This window comes from Peribacillus sp. CSMR9 (assembly GCF_033141925.1).
Lineage (GTDB): Bacteria > Bacillota > Bacilli > Bacillales > DSM-1321 > Peribacillus > Peribacillus simplex_A.
The window spans coordinates 1-18,750 of record NZ_JAOPHO010000060.1; the positions used below are offsets into that span (position 1 = coordinate 1).

The 18,750-nt window shown below is 36.6% G+C and carries 16 protein-coding genes and 1 pseudogene; 10 read left to right on the plus strand and 7 right to left on the minus strand.

Annotated features, from left to right (window positions below; all coding sequences use genetic code 11):
• Positions 1 to 342: 342 nt before the first annotated feature.
• The gene (brnQ, locus tag N9I19_RS19760; protein ID WP_141133697.1) at positions 343 to 1,692 is read right to left on the minus strand and encodes a branched-chain amino acid transport system II carrier protein; all 1,350 of its coding nucleotides are present in this window, start codon (positions 1,690 to 1,692) and stop codon (positions 343 to 345) included.
• A 1,000-nt stretch (positions 1,693 to 2,692) separates the two neighbouring features.
• Here brnQ and N9I19_RS19765 point away from each other — a divergent pair.
• The gene (locus N9I19_RS19765; protein ID WP_317778749.1) at positions 2,693 to 2,830 is read left to right on the plus strand and encodes a hypothetical protein; all 138 of its coding nucleotides are present in this window, start codon (positions 2,693 to 2,695) and stop codon (positions 2,828 to 2,830) included.
• 953 nt (positions 2,831 to 3,783) lie between these two features.
• Here N9I19_RS19765 and N9I19_RS19770 read toward each other — a convergent pair.
• Positions 3,784 to 4,122 (minus strand): winged helix-turn-helix transcriptional regulator, encoded by a 339-nt coding sequence (locus tag N9I19_RS19770; RefSeq protein WP_289320616.1) that lies wholly within the window; start codon positions 4,120 to 4,122, stop codon positions 3,784 to 3,786.
• A gap of 830 nt (positions 4,123 to 4,952) precedes the next feature.
• On the opposite strand from N9I19_RS19770, the gene N9I19_RS19775 reads away from it, so the two are divergent.
• From N9I19_RS19775 to N9I19_RS19790, 4 genes and pseudogenes are all read left to right on the plus strand, one after another.
• Positions 4,953 to 5,666 carry an SDR family oxidoreductase gene (locus N9I19_RS19775; protein WP_317778750.1) on the plus strand — a complete coding sequence of 238 codons (714 nt, stop codon included), beginning with the start codon at positions 4,953 to 4,955 and terminating at the stop codon, positions 5,664 to 5,666.
• 509 nt (positions 5,667 to 6,175) lie between these two features.
• A complete protein-coding gene (locus N9I19_RS19780; RefSeq protein WP_317778751.1) occupies positions 6,176 to 6,697 on the plus strand; it encodes a GrpB family protein in 522 nt (173 codons plus the stop codon).
• Positions 6,698 to 6,821: 124 nt separating this feature from the next.
• Positions 6,822 to 7,787 (plus strand): MBL fold metallo-hydrolase, encoded by a 966-nt coding sequence (locus tag N9I19_RS19785; protein ID WP_317778752.1) that lies wholly within the window; start codon positions 6,822 to 6,824, stop codon positions 7,785 to 7,787.
• Between the two features lie 105 nt (positions 7,788 to 7,892).
• Positions 7,893 to 8,234: pseudogene (locus N9I19_RS19790) on the plus strand (dihydrofolate reductase); the annotation flags it as partial.
• A gap of 270 nt (positions 8,235 to 8,504) precedes the next feature.
• Here the strand turns inward: N9I19_RS19790 and N9I19_RS19795 are convergent.
• Positions 8,505 to 8,969: a hypothetical protein gene (locus tag N9I19_RS19795; RefSeq protein ID WP_317778753.1), complete on the minus strand. Its 465-nt coding sequence runs from the start codon at positions 8,967 to 8,969 to the stop codon at positions 8,505 to 8,507.
• An 819-nt stretch (positions 8,970 to 9,788) separates the two neighbouring features.
• Between N9I19_RS19795 and N9I19_RS19800 the strand changes: the two genes are divergently transcribed.
• Together N9I19_RS19800 and N9I19_RS19805 are read left to right on the plus strand one after the other, a co-directional pair.
• Positions 9,789 to 11,198, plus strand: a complete 1,410-nt coding sequence (locus N9I19_RS19800) for a processed acidic surface protein (RefSeq protein WP_317778754.1) — start codon at positions 9,789 to 9,791, stop codon at positions 11,196 to 11,198.
• Between the two features lies 1 nt (position 11,199).
• Positions 11,200 to 11,820 (plus strand): class D sortase, encoded by a 621-nt coding sequence (locus tag N9I19_RS19805; RefSeq protein WP_317778755.1) that lies wholly within the window; start codon positions 11,200 to 11,202, stop codon positions 11,818 to 11,820.
• Positions 11,821 to 11,928: 108 nt separating this feature from the next.
• On the opposite strand, the gene N9I19_RS19810 is transcribed toward N9I19_RS19805, so the two are convergent.
• Together N9I19_RS19810 and N9I19_RS19815 are read right to left on the minus strand one after the other, a co-directional pair.
• Positions 11,929 to 12,327, minus strand: a complete 399-nt coding sequence (locus tag N9I19_RS19810; protein ID WP_061462584.1) for a DoxX family protein — start codon at positions 12,325 to 12,327, stop codon at positions 11,929 to 11,931.
• Positions 12,328 to 12,675: 348 nt separating this feature from the next.
• Entirely contained in the window at positions 12,676 to 12,849 is a 174-nt protein-coding gene (locus N9I19_RS19815; protein ID WP_317778756.1) for a hypothetical protein, read from the minus strand.
• Between the two features lie 224 nt (positions 12,850 to 13,073).
• Between N9I19_RS19815 and N9I19_RS19820 the strand changes: the two genes are divergently transcribed.
• Positions 13,074 to 13,361 (plus strand): hypothetical protein, encoded by a 288-nt coding sequence (locus tag N9I19_RS19820; RefSeq protein WP_284471140.1) that lies wholly within the window; start codon positions 13,074 to 13,076, stop codon positions 13,359 to 13,361.
• Between the two features lie 266 nt (positions 13,362 to 13,627).
• On the opposite strand, the gene N9I19_RS19825 is transcribed toward N9I19_RS19820, so the two are convergent.
• Together N9I19_RS19825 and N9I19_RS19830 are read right to left on the minus strand one after the other, a co-directional pair.
• Positions 13,628 to 14,209 carry a YitT family protein gene (locus N9I19_RS19825; RefSeq protein ID WP_317778757.1) on the minus strand — a complete coding sequence of 194 codons (582 nt, stop codon included), beginning with the start codon at positions 14,207 to 14,209 and terminating at the stop codon, positions 13,628 to 13,630.
• 297 nt (positions 14,210 to 14,506) lie between these two features.
• The gene (locus N9I19_RS19830) at positions 14,507 to 15,997 is read right to left on the minus strand and encodes a DHA2 family efflux MFS transporter permease subunit (RefSeq protein ID WP_317778758.1); all 1,491 of its coding nucleotides are present in this window, start codon (positions 15,995 to 15,997) and stop codon (positions 14,507 to 14,509) included.
• A 517-nt stretch (positions 15,998 to 16,514) separates the two neighbouring features.
• Between N9I19_RS19830 and N9I19_RS19835 the strand changes: the two genes are divergently transcribed.
• Entirely contained in the window at positions 16,515 to 17,333 is an 819-nt protein-coding gene (locus N9I19_RS19835; RefSeq protein WP_317778759.1) for a TIM barrel protein, read from the plus strand.
• Between the two features lie 24 nt (positions 17,334 to 17,357).
• Positions 17,358 to 18,701, plus strand: coding sequence for an amino acid permease (locus N9I19_RS19840; protein ID WP_317778760.1), 1,344 nt, complete (start codon positions 17,358 to 17,360; stop codon positions 18,699 to 18,701).
• Positions 18,702 to 18,750: the final 49 nt, after the last annotated feature.

Here is an 18,750-nt window from a genome sequence, read left to right on the forward strand (position 1 = left end):
TGTAGATTCTCCTCAAATGTAGTATCTGTAGTCTACTTGACCTTAAAAATTCTGTCCAACTAAGTGTAGCCTATTCATAAGAGATGTAACAGTGATTAAAGAGCCTTTTGTAAGGCTCTTTAATTTTATTAAGTATAGAGGGTTCTAAATAGATTGAGGACTATGGAGAAAAGGTTATTACATGATGAATCACATTATATTGAAAATGGAGCCCGGTTTATGCTAATAGGTACTTTACTTTATAAGGGAGTTGCTTCGGCAGCGCTTTTTCTCAGGTGCTGTTCCTATTATAAAGTCAACCAGTAAAAAATTACTGGTTGACCTTTTTTTAATATGTATTATTTATTTAACTATTCTAGTTGGAGGATTAAGACCAAATTTTCCTCGTAGTATGCTACTGCTAAACCCTATAAATCCTCCAACAATTGCTGGGATAATCCATCCTAGTCCTACATCGTACATAGGAAGAATTTTATTAAAAAAATTATTAATGGATGAAAAGTGTATACCAGCTCGATTTAATCCATCAAATAAACTAATTATAAATGTTAAAAGTAAGCTTCCTTGATACACTTCAGCTTTCCCTTTAATTAAAGAATGAAAAAATGTTAAGAAAATTAATACAATAGCTAATGGATAAATAGCTGTTAAGAGAGGAACAGAAACAGTAATTAACTGTGTTAGCCCAATATTAGCAACTATTGCACTAAAAATAGATAAACTAATGGCAATTGTTTTGTAAGGTACCTTTGGAAATAGTTTATGGAAGAATGAAGAACAAGATGTAACAAGTCCTACGCTTGTTGTTAAACAAGCTACTGTAATCATTAATCCTAATAATATCCCGCCATAAGCTCCAAAATAATAATCCGAGACTTTTGCTAATATAGTACCTCCATTTTCCAGGTGCCCAAGTTTTTCTACACTTGAAGCACCCATATAAGAAAGAGCTGAATACATGGTTGCCAGGAAAAAGGCAGCAATTCCAGTTGCTTTTGCACAAACAACCATAATTTGTTTTTTTGTTCTAGCACCTTTTTCTTTAATGGCATTAATGATGATGATGCCAAAAACAAAAGATGCAAGCGTATCCATTGTTAAATAACCTTCTCTAAACCCATTAAAAAATGGTTGAACTGAATAATTCTTAATAGGTGCTTGGAAATCTCCGATTGGATGATTAAAAGCAACTACTACTAGGATTCCAATGAACGTTATCTTGATTGGTGTTAATATTTTCCCGACAATTCCGACAACTTTCGCGGGATTGATCGAAAAAAGGCACGTAATGCTAAAAAAGATGATTGTAAAAATAAGTAAAGGAACTGGGCCTGAATTTTCGGACAAAAAAGGTTTTACACCGATTTCAAAAGAAACGTTGCCTGATCTAGGCAAAGCAAATAAAGGACCAATGGCTAAATAAAGAATGGTTGTGAATACAATACCAAATACAGGATGTACACGACTTGCTAACGACTGTAAATCATCTTTCCCCGAAAAACCAAGTGCTAACACACCAAGTAACGGTAAGCCAACTCCTGTTATTAAAAACCCTGCATTTGCTGACCAGATATTCATTCCTGCTGATTGCCCAAGCATTGGTGGAAAAATTAAATTTCCTGCCCCAAAAAATAGAGCAAATAACATTAAACCAATAACTACAATAAATGAAAATGGTACTTTATTAGCCAAATTAAAACCTCCATGAAAGAATTAAATTTTACTTTTTCGAAAAAAAGAATTTTCAAAAAATTACTCACAAACCTAAATACATAAGATTGTATCGTATTCTGACTGATAAAATTAATTTCAATATAAATTTAAAGTTTCTCCTTTTTGGGTGGCCTTATTAAATATGCAATAAGGTTCTTTAAAATTTTAACGACAAGCAGAATATTACTATGATTTCGATTCAAATGATAATCGGTGTGAATTACAGGAAATTCCCATTACTTAGCCCCCTAATAGTGATCAGTAATTATTAACTAAAATACCATTTTATAACTATTGATATATTGTAATACATACTGCTTACTCTTTAAAGGATAAAAAGGAGGAAAAAAACAAGAAGTTGTCATTGGAAGGTATAAAAGTGGATTACGGACTATAGGTTATACTTTTGATGAGAGTTCACATATCAACTCAGGGTAAGGATTAACTCATCTTTTTTCTTCTTTAACGAGCGTCACGCAAAGCTTGCTTCCAATAACCGATGACAAAGAAGTTGAGCAATCCACTCATCATCAATCCGTTATAGAAAAATTTAATTGGATATTTAATCAATCAATCGGGCATCATATTAAAGGACTTTTAAAGGTTTCATTATTAAATATGGAGGATTTTTTATGGATAATAACACCAAGAAAAAAATTGAATCTGAGGTTAGAAAAAGTGTGGATTTGAGATTGGACAAGATTTAAGTGACTTTAGAAATCAATTAAATAACCTGCAATCTTCACTATCTAAAATACAACAAGGGCAACAACAATCCGGCCAGCAGCTGGGTCAACAAAATCAACAACAATCACAGGGTCAACAAAATCAATTATCGCAACAGATTCAACAATTAAGTGGTCAAACACAACAACAATTACAACAAACAGATCAACAATTACAGGAATCTATTCAACAAGCAATTCAAACTTTAAATCAAGCTTCCCAATATGTTCAAAGTAATCGAGCATTAACTCAAATGAATCAAGCTGTAAGTCAGGCCCAACAGCAGTTACAACAAATAATCGGGGGGCAGCAACAATCCGGACAGCAAATGGGAAATCAACAAGGTCAGCAACAATATGGCCAAATGGGACAGCAAAACCACCTACAATAATGTATTTCTAATAAACATATAATAATGTTGGGAAAAGACTACTCATAACAGGGAAGCCTTGAAAGGTTCATAATGAACGCACAGTGCGTTGGTTCTAAAAAGACCGTTATTATGAACTATACCCCGGATAAGGGACACAAAAAAAGTGTCCCTTATCCTTTCAGATTATGGATAATAGAATAATTCTAAAATTTTCTTCCTTCTCAAATAAATCATCCACTCTAAAGGCAGTAAGTTAGAGATGTGGTGATAAGGATTTATTTGTCAGCAATAAATTTCGCCTGCTAAATCCCCATAAATCATTTATTCCTAATGTTGTACACTGGTTCATCCATGGGAACGCAAAAATTTGTGTCAATGTATTAATACTTTTAAAGCCTTGGTATTACTGGGTTTCTCAGTTATCAAGGCTTTTTTTAATTTTATAATGAAAAGGAACTGGTATACTATTTCATCTTGAGCCTTATCCTTGTAATTTCGTGCTGTACCCATGATTTCGCACGTTTACTCGTGATTTCGCGCCGTTTACTCGTGAGATTGGCTGTTTTACTCGTGAATTTTGGCTATTTACTCGTGAGTTTGAGCTATTTACTCGTGAATTCGTGCTGCACCCATGATTTCGCACATTTACTCGTGAATTCAGCATATTTATTCGTGAATTCGTGCTGTACCCATGATTTCGCACGTTACTCGTTATTTCGCGCCGTTTACTCGTGGGATTGGCTGTTCTACTAGTGAGTTTTGGCTATTTACTCGTGAATTTGGCATATTTACTTGTAACCATCCACACTTTTTTCTCCGAGTTCCTTTGATACGTGGGCATAGACATTTAAACTCGTCTGCTAGTAAAAACTAACCATAGCCGATTCATTTATTTTCCATAAATCAAATCATGTCTGATATCGTTCATAATTGAAGCACCCAAAATTAAAGAATGATCTACATTTAATCTTCTATAAATTTAATCCAAATCTCTTTAATTCAATGAAGATACTTTCCAATCGTTCCCCTTTTTCTGTTAACGTATATTCCACACGAGGAGGGACCTCTGGAAATACTTTTCTTTCCACTATCCCATGATATTCCAACTCTTTAAGGCGTAATGAAAGTGTTTTCGGACTAATTCCATCCAATGATTTTAATAAATCACGGAATCGCAACGTTCCTTCGATAAGCAGATCCCGAATAATTAAAAAGGTCCATTTAGTACTGATCACGTCAATTGTTCTAGCAATGGGGCAAGGCTCACCTGATGTTCCTTTGGTCAGTACGACCGGCTCAGTAACACTCATCTGACACATCCTCCCTTAAAATTTTTTTTGGACTATTTTACCTTATTCTATCACAATAGTATACTTTCAGAAACTTTATGAAATAAATATCACTACTTCCGTAAATGAACTTACTATATATATAATATCGATGTGCATATTATTCTAACACAATATTGAGGCAGTGCTCAGGCGAGAAATCAACGGCTCATTGCACTCTTAATCAGTGCTTTTGCTATCGGTAGCACAGAGTTCGTCATCATGGGTATTCTTCCGGATGTAGCAAATGATTTGATTGTTACTTAAGCGAAAAAGGGTTATTGGTAACTGGCTCTGCTCTAGGTGTCGTAATCGGAGGTCAAATTATCATCGCATTTACCGGACGTTTGTCAGGTAAATCGTTGCTGTTCTGTTTCGTGCTAATCTTTGTTGCAGGGCGCAGTACCTCACAGTTATCAAGTTCCAATGCCCGGCCTCGGATCTAGACATCGTATTTCTCATCAGGATTGCCAGCCTCGTTCCACGCATCCAGGGAGAGGTTATTTAGGATTATTCGTCATGAAATCCGCGTCCTTCGCAACTAACAGCTATTCTCGCTTTAATCATTAAGGTTGTCGAAAGCAAAAAGGTCGCACAGCACTTTTAATCTAGCTAATGCCGAAGGAGGTTGGGTAATAGATCATGTGCCGGGTCTCATTTACATCAGTACAGAAATTCCTCGGAATGGTTTCACTTGCTATGATGTAATAAAAAAATTCGAAGGTTGAAAAATTTGTATCCGAACTTGATATACATCTGTAAGAAGTAATGAATTTTTAATCTATTAAGTAAGATCATGAGGAGGTAAAAACATGTTAAAAGATAAAAAAGTTGTGATTATAGGCGGAAGCTCGGGGATTGGTTTTGAATCAGCTAAACAAGTAATAGCCCAAGGAGCAGAAGTGATTATTGCCAGCCGTTCCGAAGATAAATTACAGAATGCAAAAGAGAAACTAGGAGATAGAGCTACGGCTTTAATACTAGATACAACACAAGAACAGCAAGTTCAGTCCTTCTTTGAAAAAGTCGGCCGGTTCGACCATCTTGTGGTGAGCGCGGCAGAAACATCCGGAGGGTCATTCCTCCAAACAGATACAGTCAAAGCTCGACAATTGTTTGAAAACAAATTTTGGGGCCAATACTACGCGGCTAAATACGGTGCTCCTAAAATTTTACCACATGGATCGATCATTTTATTCTCTGGGGTTGTTGCCTACAAATCGATGGTCGGTTCATCAATTCTAGCTGCAGTCAATGCGGCTGTTTCGAATCTAGGTCAGACCTTGGCATTAGAACTTGCTCCGATCCGAGTGAATATCGTTTCGCCCGGTATCATTGATACACCTTCCCGAAGCAAAATGCCAGAAGAAACTCGCAATAACTTCTATGCTACGGTGGGAAACAAACTTCCTGTGAAACGAATAGGAAGAGCTGAAGACGTTGGACAAAGTGTACTATACTTGCTCCAAAATAGTTTCGTGACTGGAACCGTTCTTCATGTGGAAGGCGGTCATATTTTAGCTTAAGCCAGCAGTAAAATTGTTTGTTCAATCAGATTGTAAAGCGGCTTTTCATTGAAAGGCCGTATTTTGAGTATAAAAATGTCAAACAGCCGTTATCCCAAGGGATTTCCGGCGTTCCTCAAAAAGAATCTAATGGTATTAGTAATATTAGACGGGAGCCCGCCACGCGTCCATCAAGCCAAGGAAAAATCCTATCCTCAAAACAAGAAAAACGCTATTCTTTTTTTGAAATCAATACGAAAGGAAGGCGTTTTTTTATGGGCTTCATTAACAACTACAACTCATTACCCAGGAATTATACCGTAATTTATCCCTCGAGCTATTTTGCTAATAATGAACGTGAAACACACGGAAAGAGTGTAAATGACATAGTAAAAGCTAGGAGTTACACGGTATATGCTGAAATTAGGTAGGGGGGTTGCTGTGGCAGCTCTTTTCTCATAGGACTAAAGGGGCAGTAAAGTGCAAGAACAAGATATAATAATTCCTATTAAATGATATGGGTGGGGAATATGGAAAAACCAGTTGTAATCGAAAATTATAATCCAAATTGGTCGAAGGAATACGAGCAGGAAAAAAAGAAGATAATGGGGGTCTTAAAAAAGAACAATATTTGCATTGAACATATTGGGAGTACATCGGTTATTGGATTAGGAGCAAAACCCATTTTGGATATAATGGTTGGCGTTAATAATTTAGAAGAAGTGGACAAATTTATTGAACCCTTAAAACAAATAGGGTATGAATTTGTAGCTCATAAGGAATTTCCAGAAAGGAGGTTTTTTAGAAGAGGACAATGGAGAGCAGGAACACACCATTTACATATATACAAGTTTGAAAGTAGATATTGGAATAATAATATTTTGTTTAGAAATTATTTAAGAACTCATTCTGATGTACTAAAACAATATCATCAATTAAAAAAGGATTTAGCTGTAGAGCATTACTTTGACAGAACTGGATATACTCAAGCAAAAGAACCGTTTATACAAAATGTCCTTGAAAAAGCAAAAGAAGAACAAAAAAATAAATAAAACCTTCTGTCATTAACAATTGCTTTACTTTATTTTTGAAAATAAACTAGTGGAAAGAAATGTATTTGGTTCATTTCCAGTGACATTAATAAGTGGTAATTTTAGGTAGGAGGAGAGGTAACTCATGAAAAATCGAATGGATACATTCAAGGGATCAAAGCATTTCCGGCTGAATCAAGTCGCTGAGGGTATATTTGCAGCAATTTCGGTCCCAGGTACCGGATCTTTAGGGAATGCAACAATCATTGATCTAGGTAATTCAACGCTTGTGGTCGATACCTTCACGACAATACAGGCTGCAGAGGATTTGCAGGCGGCTGCAATATACCTCACTGGAAACCCAGTTTCCTATGTAATCAACACACATTGGCACAGTGACCATACAAGCGGGAATCAACTGTTTACCCCCAAGGCACAAATAATTTCTACATCTATTACACGTGAAATCATGGCTGCATTTGGAAAAAACAGGGTAATGCAGCAGTTGTCAAACCCGGAACCGATTTATCAGGCTATTGACGATTTTGAGGTAAAAATACAACAAGAGACAAACGAAAAACTTAAAAAGGAAATGCAATGGGAAAATGCTAGTGACCGTGAGTACATGAAAACACTCCCTAATTTGATATATTCACTACCAACGATAACTTTTGATCAACAGATGAGTATTCATGGTAGTGAACGGACCGTACAACTTATCACGTATGGTGGCGGTCACACGCAAAGTGATGCATTCGTGTACATACCTGAAGAAAAAACTGCCGTAATGGGGGATCTAGTACTCTCGAAGCATCATCCTGTAATGATTAATGCAAATCCTCAGGAATGGCTAACTATTTTGGAGCGAGTTGAACTTCTTGGTCTAGAAACTATCATACCGGGGCATGGCGAAATTTGCTCAATGAAAGAACTTCATGAAGTGAAAGGTTACATAAATGATATTCTTACATTGGTGACGGAGTCTATCCAAAGTAAGAAAAGTATTGATGATATATTAGTACCAAAAGCTTATCAAGACTGGTATTTTACTACATATTTTAAGACTAATTTGAAAAAAACTTATGATTTAATCACTAAATCAGCGGATTAAGAAGAGTGTAAAAGATTATTAAAAGCTAGCTTTTGTTGAACTCCCTCAGGTAATTCAGTATTTCTTGCGAATGCTCCCTTATTCGGGATTTCTTGCAAAGAACACATCATATTGGATAGAAAGAACCTTGAGTCAATCGGAAGGGCTTTACCTCACAAAGGAATATTATTTTGACAAGAGACATAGATTTTACTTTGACGGTTGTGAAAATGCCCATTCAATCGAAGATGTTTTTGAGTTATGTAAAGATGAAGAAGAGATTTTTACTTTTGGGGGAGAACAGATTTATAATATGTTCTTGCCTAATGTTTAGAAGATGTATATTACAAAGGGGATACATTTTTTCCAGATGCTAATTTCAATAAATGGAATAAAGTATCTGTTGGAAAAGGGGTTATGAACGACAAAAATCCTTATTACTACGATTTTCATGTTTATGAAAGAAAAACCACGGGTGTGTTAGCAGATGATCAGAGCTGTCTTGAAGGCATCTTACTTCAACTAGAAACTGTTGGTTTATGGTGAATAAATGTAATACATGTATTGTTATAATAGCCTTAAAGCCTTGGTATTGCTGAGTTTCTCAGTACCAAGGCTTTTTTGCATAATAAAAGGGAAATAGCAGGCTGAACACAATTTGCCAACAATTGTGTAGAGAATCTTATCTCTATATGGCATTTAAAGTGGATCCAATATTTATTCTAGATTCATTGGAACTTATAAACGTTCGCCATAAAGTTCTTTTTCTTCATTTGGATGAAAAAGAGTGAATCCTTTTGAACAAAACACAAACCTTCTATCTATCTCGAATCCAGCTTTATTCAAAATTTTAACTGTCCCCTGTGAACCAGTTCCAGCATACCCGCAACTACAACCAGATAGGTGTAGCTCATTTCCTTTTTTGTCTATAAGGATGAGATCGCTATCGACCAAAATATTGTCTTTATTAATTTCTTTAACAATTTTTGCAATTTTAAAACGGTCAAATTGATCTTTAACTGCTTCGAATAACGCAATACTTTTATTGGTAACACCGCAATCTTCACCGTAATCTTTTATGACCAATACTTCCCGCTCATATGATTTCTTATATAGATGGTACTTTTGATAAGTGACGTCATTAATTTTACAAATAAGTGGATTATCACCATTCAGTTTTTTATTCGTGGATTTATTAAACATTGCGCCCCTCCTAAAATAGTTATTTTATTAAGTTTATTAGCAGAAAAAGAGATTAGTACTAAGAACCTGATAAGAGGCAAATTTTTTTATTTTAGCTTCTCGTTTAACTAAATGTAAGAAGAATTAGTATTAAAGATGTTAAGGAGTTGATAGGAATGAATCGTGATACCTTTAAGGTGTGTGGATGGAGCTGATAGAAAGGGAGTAAAATTGTGAAGTCAAATGAAAAAGCAACTAAAAGCCGCTTTTTCAATGTATATCTTTTTAAAGTAATGAACATTCTTTATGCTAATAACGATTTCGACTATTGCAAACATTATTATATCGATCAGATTATTTTCAGGGAGCGAAAATTTCAATATATGTATAAGCAATGAAAAATAAAGGTATTGACCATAAGTTGCTACGTAAAAATAGTGGAATCGTTAAGCTAAAAAAGGGTAAGAAAAAACCAAAACCTTCTCTACTTCTCTTTTAATAAATAATGATTAATACGGAGATATCAATAACGTTGATAATTATAGTGAAAATAGGTCAATAACTTCATAAAAGGAAGGTTAACACTTGGACAATCCTATTAACAAATACGGTTGTATGGACTCGTAGCATGACAGACTATTCAACAAATCCGTAGATTGTCTACGTATTTCTCCATTCAGTTGCTATTTTTTAGCATCAACCTCCCCAAAAAGAGGTTTTCTTAGCAAAGTAAGTAAAATATCATTTTTTCTAATTGGAAGAAATAACCTCGTTGTTAAGTTATGGTTAATACTTTATAATTTTCTGGAAATATAGAAATGTTATGAATAGGAGAAAAGTATGAAAAAACTGTTGACCATTTTACTTTCAATTACGATGTTAATTAGCTTGTTCCCACAATTAGCATCGGCAGCTCCAAGCAATAATTTTGAGCAGGAACTTACAAAGTATTTAAAAAAGGTAAGCGATGTAAGGGGATTTGAAGTAACGAAGGATGATATTGAAAGTTCTCTTTCTACATATGATGAGAGTATTAAAGACTTTCAATCTATTGATGATCTTAAAGAAACATTAGGCGAAGTTATTAAAGCAGATTTAAGTAATTTAGATACCATTTATGAGGATTATAACCTAACTAATGAAGGCCTAATTAAACTATTACACGAAAATGGCGAAGAACTCGACGATTATATCTTTATCTGGGACCTGGATGAAGCTGTTTATTTCTATACAGAAGAGGGTGATTTTGAACAGGATCCAAATTTTGACCAAGATTTAGTCAAATATTTAACCAAGGTCAGCAAGGAAAGAGGCTTCGCAGTAACAAAGGACGATATCGAAGTATCATTAGACACCTATGATTTAAGTACTGAAGACTTTGAATCTGTCGAAGAGCTTAGCGAATTCTTAGGTGACGTCATAAAGGCAGACCTAAGCAACTTAGATTATTTTAATGAGAATTATGGACTGGATAAACAACCACTGCTTCAATTGTTAAAGGAAAATGGTAAAGATTTTAACGATTATATATACATAGATAATCTTGAAGAAACTGTTTGGACCATTACTGGCGGGGATTTGGAAGGAGAAGTTGCCGATGATCTTCTGCCTATTTTCGAGGGGGATCTCGGTCTAACGGAAGAGGAACTACAGCGACTTGAAGACCATTTAATAACTTTGGAAGATCATCTTTCAGATCCGGAAACAGTCAAGCGACTTGAAGAATTGGGCAACCGCATGATGGCTTTCGAGGATTTTGATGTAGCAACCGAGCTTACTGCTGGACAGATAGCTGAAATGGCATCTATCTATGAAGAACTACTTTCCATCTTTAAGCTAAAAGTATCCTATTCCCTTGTGAAAAGCGGCTCGGAATCATCTGTATCCCTTTTGGATTTAATGAAATTGGAAGAATTGAAGGGTGCTAACTTGAAAATAGCCATATACACTACTGACGGGAAGTTCTTGGCTGATCTTTTGATTACGGGTGAAATGGTCGATTCTAACACTCTTACTAATGCGGGCCAACAATTAAAGGATTCTGCTAAAGAAGTGACAAGGACCATTGAAAAGGCACCAGTTGCTAAACCAGTAAAACAAAAAATCAGCACTATTAAGAAATCGGAACATCATACGGTAAAAGGAGCTAAACTTCCAAAGACCGCTTCCGATTATATCCCTAATGCCCTTTTAGGACTATTCATTGTCTTGTTCGGGAGCTTGATGTATCGAAAAATAAGGAAAGCTTAATATGAAACAATTTAAGAAAAAGCGGTTACTTCTGCTTTCTTGTACAATTGCTATCATATTATTTGGGGTTTGGTTTACCACATCCAATATGTATAAGTTTGCAAAAGGCTACTTTCTTTACAAGACTCATGCTCCAAGTAGCCAAATAAAAGAAACTGTACAGAAACCACCAAGAAATGAAACAACAAAGAAAGAGCTATATCCTGTCCGCCCTAAAACGGGTGAAGAAATCGGGGAACTGTATATACCAAAACTAAAAGCAAAACTCCCCATTTTCCATGGAACAAACGAGGATGAATTGGAGAAAGGCGTTGGTCACTTTGCTGAAAGTGTGCTGCCAGGCGAAAATGACAATTCCGTTCTTTCCGGTCATAGAGATACGGTATTCCGTAAACTGGGGCAAGTAGGTGAAGGAGATTTGTTGATTGTAAGAACATCGGCAGGAGAGTTCACATACAAAATCAACAAAGTTCGAATTGTAGATGAGGATGATCGTACCGTAATCGTACCAAAGCCACGAGCAACGCTTACCGTCAGTACCTGTTATCCTTTTGATTATATCGGGTCAGCACCTGAACGCTATATACTTGTCGCGTATTTGACTTCAAAAACAGTAAGTTAATCATATAGAGCCCCAATAAGGAAATCCTAATGGGGCTCTATTAATATTATTTCCACAAATTCTATTTAAAAAGGAAATCAAAGTTGAAAGGCTATTTCACTATATTGTTTAGCTATTCTTATTGCTCAAAGTACACGATGTAGCGGATTTTATTATTTTATGATGGTAAATATAAGAGCCGGCTATCAAAATATATCCGATAATGAAAAGCAGCCATCCACTGGCAGGGTCGCCCACTGATATGCTTGAATACATAGCACCCGTCAAATCAAATACAAAACCGGCATAAGCCCATTCCTTGATTCTTGGAAAGCCAGGAATAAGTATTGCCACGACACCTAATAATTTGGCAATGCCAATAAAGGGTAGGAGGTAGGTAGGATAACCTAAATCATTAAATAAAGCGACTGCATCGGGAGCAGACATTATATCCGGAATAGAACCCAAAACCATTAATGCCACCAAAAGCCCTGTAAAGATCCAATATATAATTTTTGTTTTTTTCATTTATTCTTATTCCCTCCCTTAGATTGACATTTTAATCATATTCCACATTCCTTTTTTTAATGCATTCTATAAAAAATTATTGAACTTTAACAGTCGTGGCCCGATTCTTGAAGAATCGCTTGACTGTAGACAGATTCGAAGAAAACTCCTGTTTGCCTACAGTTTTTTCTTGAGAAATATTCTGTTGATTTCAGAAATCCGCTCCAACGAGTCAACAGCCGAAATCATGGGGTGCAGCACGAAATCACGAGTAAATATGCTGAATTCACGAGTAAATAGCCAAAACTCACGAGTAAAACAGCCAAACTCACGAGTAAACGGCGCGAACTCACGAGTAAACGTGCGAAATCATGGGTACAGCACGAAATCACGAGTAAATATGCCAAACTCACGAGTAAATAGCTCAAACTCACGAGTAAACATGCCGAAATCACGAGTAAATAGCCAAAACTCACGAATAAAACAGCCAAACTCACGAGTAAACGGCGCGAACTCACGAGTAAACGTGCGACTGTCTGCCAAGCCTTCCCGCTGCAAGCTACTCCTGGGTCTCAGCTTGCCAGTTATTCGGCAGGAGTGTCGCAAATTTCTTCAGTCTAGTGAGGGTTGCATAAAACAGTAACCCTAATTTTTCTTAAGCTGTAAGAGCAGCTTACCTAGAGCGTGAATCAAAAAAATCAAGAAGTGTAAAAAGGAAAGGCTGAAAGATTCTCCATTATGTAATGTATAACTACAGCGTGTTTTTTATGGAGCGGAAATTTCATTACATTCCGGGCAAAATGTATATCGAAAGGGGGGATATACTTGATTATGGTTTGCCCAATTTCGGGTTTTTTTGTGCCGGTATAAATTATTCATCTCTTTGGCAACCAATTATTATTGGTCTTGTACTAGCGATTGTCGGGGTTGGTATGGAATATTTCATATTAAAAAGTGGAACTTTATGGATGGGTGTTGGAGCGGATTTTGTAGCTACCGTTTTGATTGGGCATTTTCTTTCAATCTATTATGGAATGCTTCAATCACTTTCATAGGAGCAATTATTGTAGGAATATTACTTGGTGTAATAGAATACTTTACTCACAGATTTTTAATTTCATAAGGGAAAGTCCAAAAGTCCACCGCTTAAAGGTAATTTTGGAGTTACATTATTGTAAAAGGCAGTGCCTACTTTAGCACTGCCTTATTGAGGTAATTTTAAGGTTGAATAGCTTTACCTTTCTGAAAGTGTTGCAGATATGAATAGTGTAAAATTGCGAACACTGTAATTGACCCTGTTGCAGCAATTTTAGGTAGGGCTTTATCTTATAAAAAAGTTTATTGACTTAAAAGAATTGATTAAAATGACGCATAACCCGATACAGGAAATCGTGATGATGGAATACATTAACTTTAAGTCTTTCAATATAATAATTCCCGCAATTACTATTAGTGAATCAATAATAAAAATAACAATTCCTGGATTAGTTGCTGTGCTTTTTGAGATTAATAGTGCTAGCAAATCCACTCCACCAGGGCTAATATGTTGTCTCAGCATAAAACCAACACCAATCCCAATCGTCATTCCACCGATAATGGCACTCGTTATGATCGGTAGATGAACCAAACCGTTTAGTGGTGTTAGCCAATCAATAATGGTTGAAGTAAACGCTAACCCAAGGATGGCATTAAAGAAATAAGTCTTATCGTATAGAAGAGATAGAAGGTATATGGGAATGTTGATCATGATCATAGTATGTCCAACCTGGATTCCCCAAACATATTTGATTAATAAACTTATGCCAAATATCCCGCCATTTATTAGATGAATGGGGATAATAAATAAGTTAAGACCTACTCCAATGCAAAAACTTGAAAAAAGCAATGTAACAAACTTTCTCATAAAAAAATTCCCCTTGTCCAAATCATTATCTTAAAATATATGAGAGGAATCTAAATATATACTTAGCTGATTGGGAATTACGATTGCTATTTGTTCTTCATAAGATATTTTTAATTCACATGGGAGTACGCTAATCAAAGTAAAGGCCTTCTCGTTGAGGCCATGATGTAATTAGGGCAAAAAAAAGAGACACTAAAAGAGTCTCTTTTTTTTGCCTTGTTTTCATGGGGCAAGTCAGTTTAATAATATAAGAATTTTTTTTACCTTGGAAAATAGGTTGGATTTAGCCTTTTTTATTCAAGATGTTTTTTTTGATAGGCGATTTGTAATGGTATCTTCTTGTGGTGAAGTTTGCCGTATATAAAAGGCCAGTATGAATGCAACTATGGTCAAACCTGTTGCTATCATGAATGCATCATCCACTCCCATTACGCTGCCTTGTTTAATGGCCGTCGCCATTTGTGATGTATTATCCGGTGATATGTTCCTTTGAGATAAGATTTCCTGAACATGTTTCGTTCCTTGGTTTGTCATGATGGACACAAAGAATGCCATGCCAACAGCACCTGCCACCATTCTCAATGTATTGACCATTGCTGTGCCGTATTTATTTAGGCTAAGTGCCAATTCATTTAATCCGGCTGTGAAGATAGGCATCATCAGTATCGACATTCCGAACATTCTAATAGTATATACCCACACCACATAAGAATAGGACGTATCTGTTTGAAGCCGCGTTAAAAGATAGGTTGTAATGATAGTGATGGCAAGTCCGCTCACCGCAAGCCATCTCGCACCAAATCGATCAAACAGCTTACCTGTGATAGGGGACATGATCCCCATTAAAATCCCGCCAGGCAATAGCATGAGACCGGATTCCATCGGAGTGAACCCACGGATATTCTGCATATAGATTGGCATGATGATCATTCCAGAGAACATACCCATGGTAGCGATGATGTTGATGATTGTCGTTAAAGTGAACATCCGATACCGAAAAATTCTAAATTCCAAAATAGGATGCTTTACAGTAAATTGCCTCCAGACAAATAAAACTAAACTGATTCCTCCAACAAGGAACATCGTCAGTACTTCGGGACTGCCCCAGCCCTTAGTACCGCCTGTAGCAAATCCGTATAGAACTCCGCCGAATCCGATAGTGGATAGAATAACCCCCATTTTATCGAGTTCGGGTCGGCTGGTTTTACCTACATTTTTAATGATGAAAATTGCAAAAATAAAGTTAAGAAGGGCAAATGGGAAAATGATAAAAAACAGAACCCGCCAAGAATAATTTTGGATAATCCATCCTGATAACGTCGGTCCTACGGCTGGGGCAAAATTCATCGCGATACCAAAGATGCCCATTGCGAAACCGCGTCTGTTAGGAGGGAATAAAGTGAAAATTACATTTGTAATCAACGGGAATAGAATCCCTGCACCTGCAGCTTGAACCACACGTCCGATCAATAAGACGGAGAAGCTGGGGGCAATTCCACATAAAAAAGTTCCTAAGGCGAAGAGTCCCATCGAAGCTAGATATAATTGTCTTGTATTAAATCGTTCCATTAAGAAAGCGGTAATCGGGATGACAATCCCATTGACCAATAAGAAGATAGTAGTAAGCCAATTAGCTGTTGCAGCTGATATGTCAAAATGATTCATTAATTGAGGCAATGCGATATTGATTAAAGTCTGATTTAAGAAAGCGACTAGAGCACCAGCCAGTATCACCGCAAACATGGGACCTGTACGTACTTTAGTGATGGCTGTTTTGTCGTGATTCATTATTATGGCACGTCCTTTCCGCTAGGATAGTACAAATTGTACTGCCTGCTATTTTTAAAAGTTTAGAAACTAATTCGTCTCACGAAGTATTAGTGTAAACCCACCTATATTTTCCGGTAAAATACAGCATTTAAGGAGATTCACCTCAATTACGGCTTTTTTGAGGTGTTTATTCTTTATTAACCACTCACTTACAATATTTCAGGATACATTATCTCTTGGAAATCCCCTAGGTTAACATCCATTCTACAGGTATATCATATTTCAAACAATAATCACCAATATAATACTTACAATGTACCAGAGAAATTTGTGCACTAGGTATAATACTTTAACATTCTACCATTCGTATTCACTAAAAAATAGTTAATTAATGTTGAACAATAAAATCACGACTTTTCCGTATTTTGCGAATGGTTATATTTTTAATATTCAAAATAGTTATTGCAATGAATGTACTAGTTGATTATAATACAAAGCATAACAAATAAAAAGTTATTATGAGGGGGTGAAATAATTGAATATTGCAGGGATGAATATAACTTTTAGGCATTTCCCTTTTCATTATTTTTTGGATTGCATGGACAACCTTGGGATTAATAGCATTGAGTTATGGGGTGGGGAGCCGCATTTGTATGTTTATCGAAACATATTAGGAAATATAAGGAGTTTGAGAAGGGAAATTAAGTCTAGAAATATGAAAATCATTTGCTATACCCCCGAACAATGTATCTATCCTTATAACATTGCATCCTCGGATGCTCATTGGCGAAAAAAAAGCATGGAATATTTTATGGAAAATTTTTATGCCGCGCTGGAGTTAGACACAAACATGATGCTTATCACTTCTGGAATAGGGGACTTTTCTGTCTCACAAGAGGAATCATGGAAATATGCAAGTGACTCAATCTTTCAATTAACCAAAGTAGCTGAGATGGAAGGTTTGATACTTGTTTTAGAGCCATTGACAAAGTATGAATCCAATCTGGTAATCGACTCAAAAGGGCTAAAGAAAATGATAGAGGAAATCCAATCTACTTCATTAAATGGAATGATAGATACGGTTTCCATGCATCTGGCGGGTGAAACACCTGATGAGTACTATTCCTTCCTTCCCGAATTAGGCCATTTTCACCTAATGGACGGGGATGGTCAATCAGATGCACATTTGGCACTGGATGATGGGGTTTTAAATTGGAGGGAATATTTAACAAGCCTTCAAAGCCATCGTTACAAAGGAAGTTGTACTTTAGAGATTATGGGATCAAATTATTATCAAAATCCAAGAGATGCAATCAAAAAATCAATTGAAAAAGTTAGGGAATTGGGAATTTAATCATCTAATTTGGAGGAACTCTTTATGAGTAATGGCACACTTACACGAAAACTGGGTTTTTGGTCTGCTCTGGCTATTGCTGTTGGAACTACAATAGGGTCGGGTATTTTTGTCTCATCCGGTGATGTTGCAAAGGCTGCGGGTACTCCTTCCATTTCCATTCTAGCCTGGATAATAGGCGGGGTGATTGCCATTCCGCAAGTAATGGTGCTGGCGGAGTTATCGACAGCATACCCCCAAAATGGAAGCGGTTACGTTTATTTAAATAAAGCTGGGTGGAGGCCTCTGGCATTTTTATATGGATGGGCCACTTTCTGGGCGTTGGATCCCCCATCCATATCGATTATGGCCTTAGCCATCGTTTCTTATTTAGCAACCTTTTTCCCATTTTTCTCTGGGGTCGCCGGGAAATTATTGGGTATTGCGATCATCCTGCTCATCACATCGATTCATTATCGAAGTGTGAAGGAAGGAGGTCTTTTCCAAGTCATTATCACGGCTATCAAGATCATTCCTTTCCTGATTGTCATTGTCTTGGGAATTATGTACATGAATCCTGATAACTTTGCTTATACACCAGGACCTGGTGCCCAAAAGTCAAGTTTAATAGGTGGTGTATCCGCAACCACATGGGCATATACGGGAATGGCTGCGATTTGTTTCATGGCTGGGGAGTTCAAAAATCCAGGGAAAATACTTCCACGAGCTCTTATTAGTTCGGTATTCATCGTGTTGGCTTTATATACGCTGTTAGCCGTTTGTGTCATCGGTTTGATGCCGTTTGATGAATTAATCAACTCCAATGCGGCTGTTTCTGAAGCTGTAAAATATATTCCGGGATTATCTGATATTGCATCATCATTCGTGGCCATTACGGCGATTATTGTTATCTTGGGTTCGCTGAGTTCTTGCATAATGTTTCAGCCCCGCCTTGAGTACGCAATGGCAAAGGACGGACTATTCTTTCAACGTTTTGCAAGAGTTCATCCTAAATATGAAACTCCAAGTTTCTCTATCATCGTTCAGGTTACGTATGCATGTATACTTGTGTGCTTCAGTAATTTAACAGTATTACTTGGCTATTTCACACTGATTCAATTGGTAATTAACATCATGGACTTTGCCGCTGTTTATAAATGCCGTAAAAGGGATGATTATAATCCAATCTATCGTATGCCAATGTGGAGGTTAACGACGTTTTTAGCTATTCTTGGAGCATCATGGCTGGCTTGGGGAACATTTACTTGGGCGCCTATTCAAGGAGTGATTGCAGCATTGATCGTCATCGCAACAGGTCTGCCGGTTTACTATTATTGGGAAAGGAAATATGGATCCAAGAGAAATAACGACAGTGATATCGTGGCTTAGCAGAATTTTAAGGGAAGTTAGGACTTCTTTTGACAAACACACTAAAATT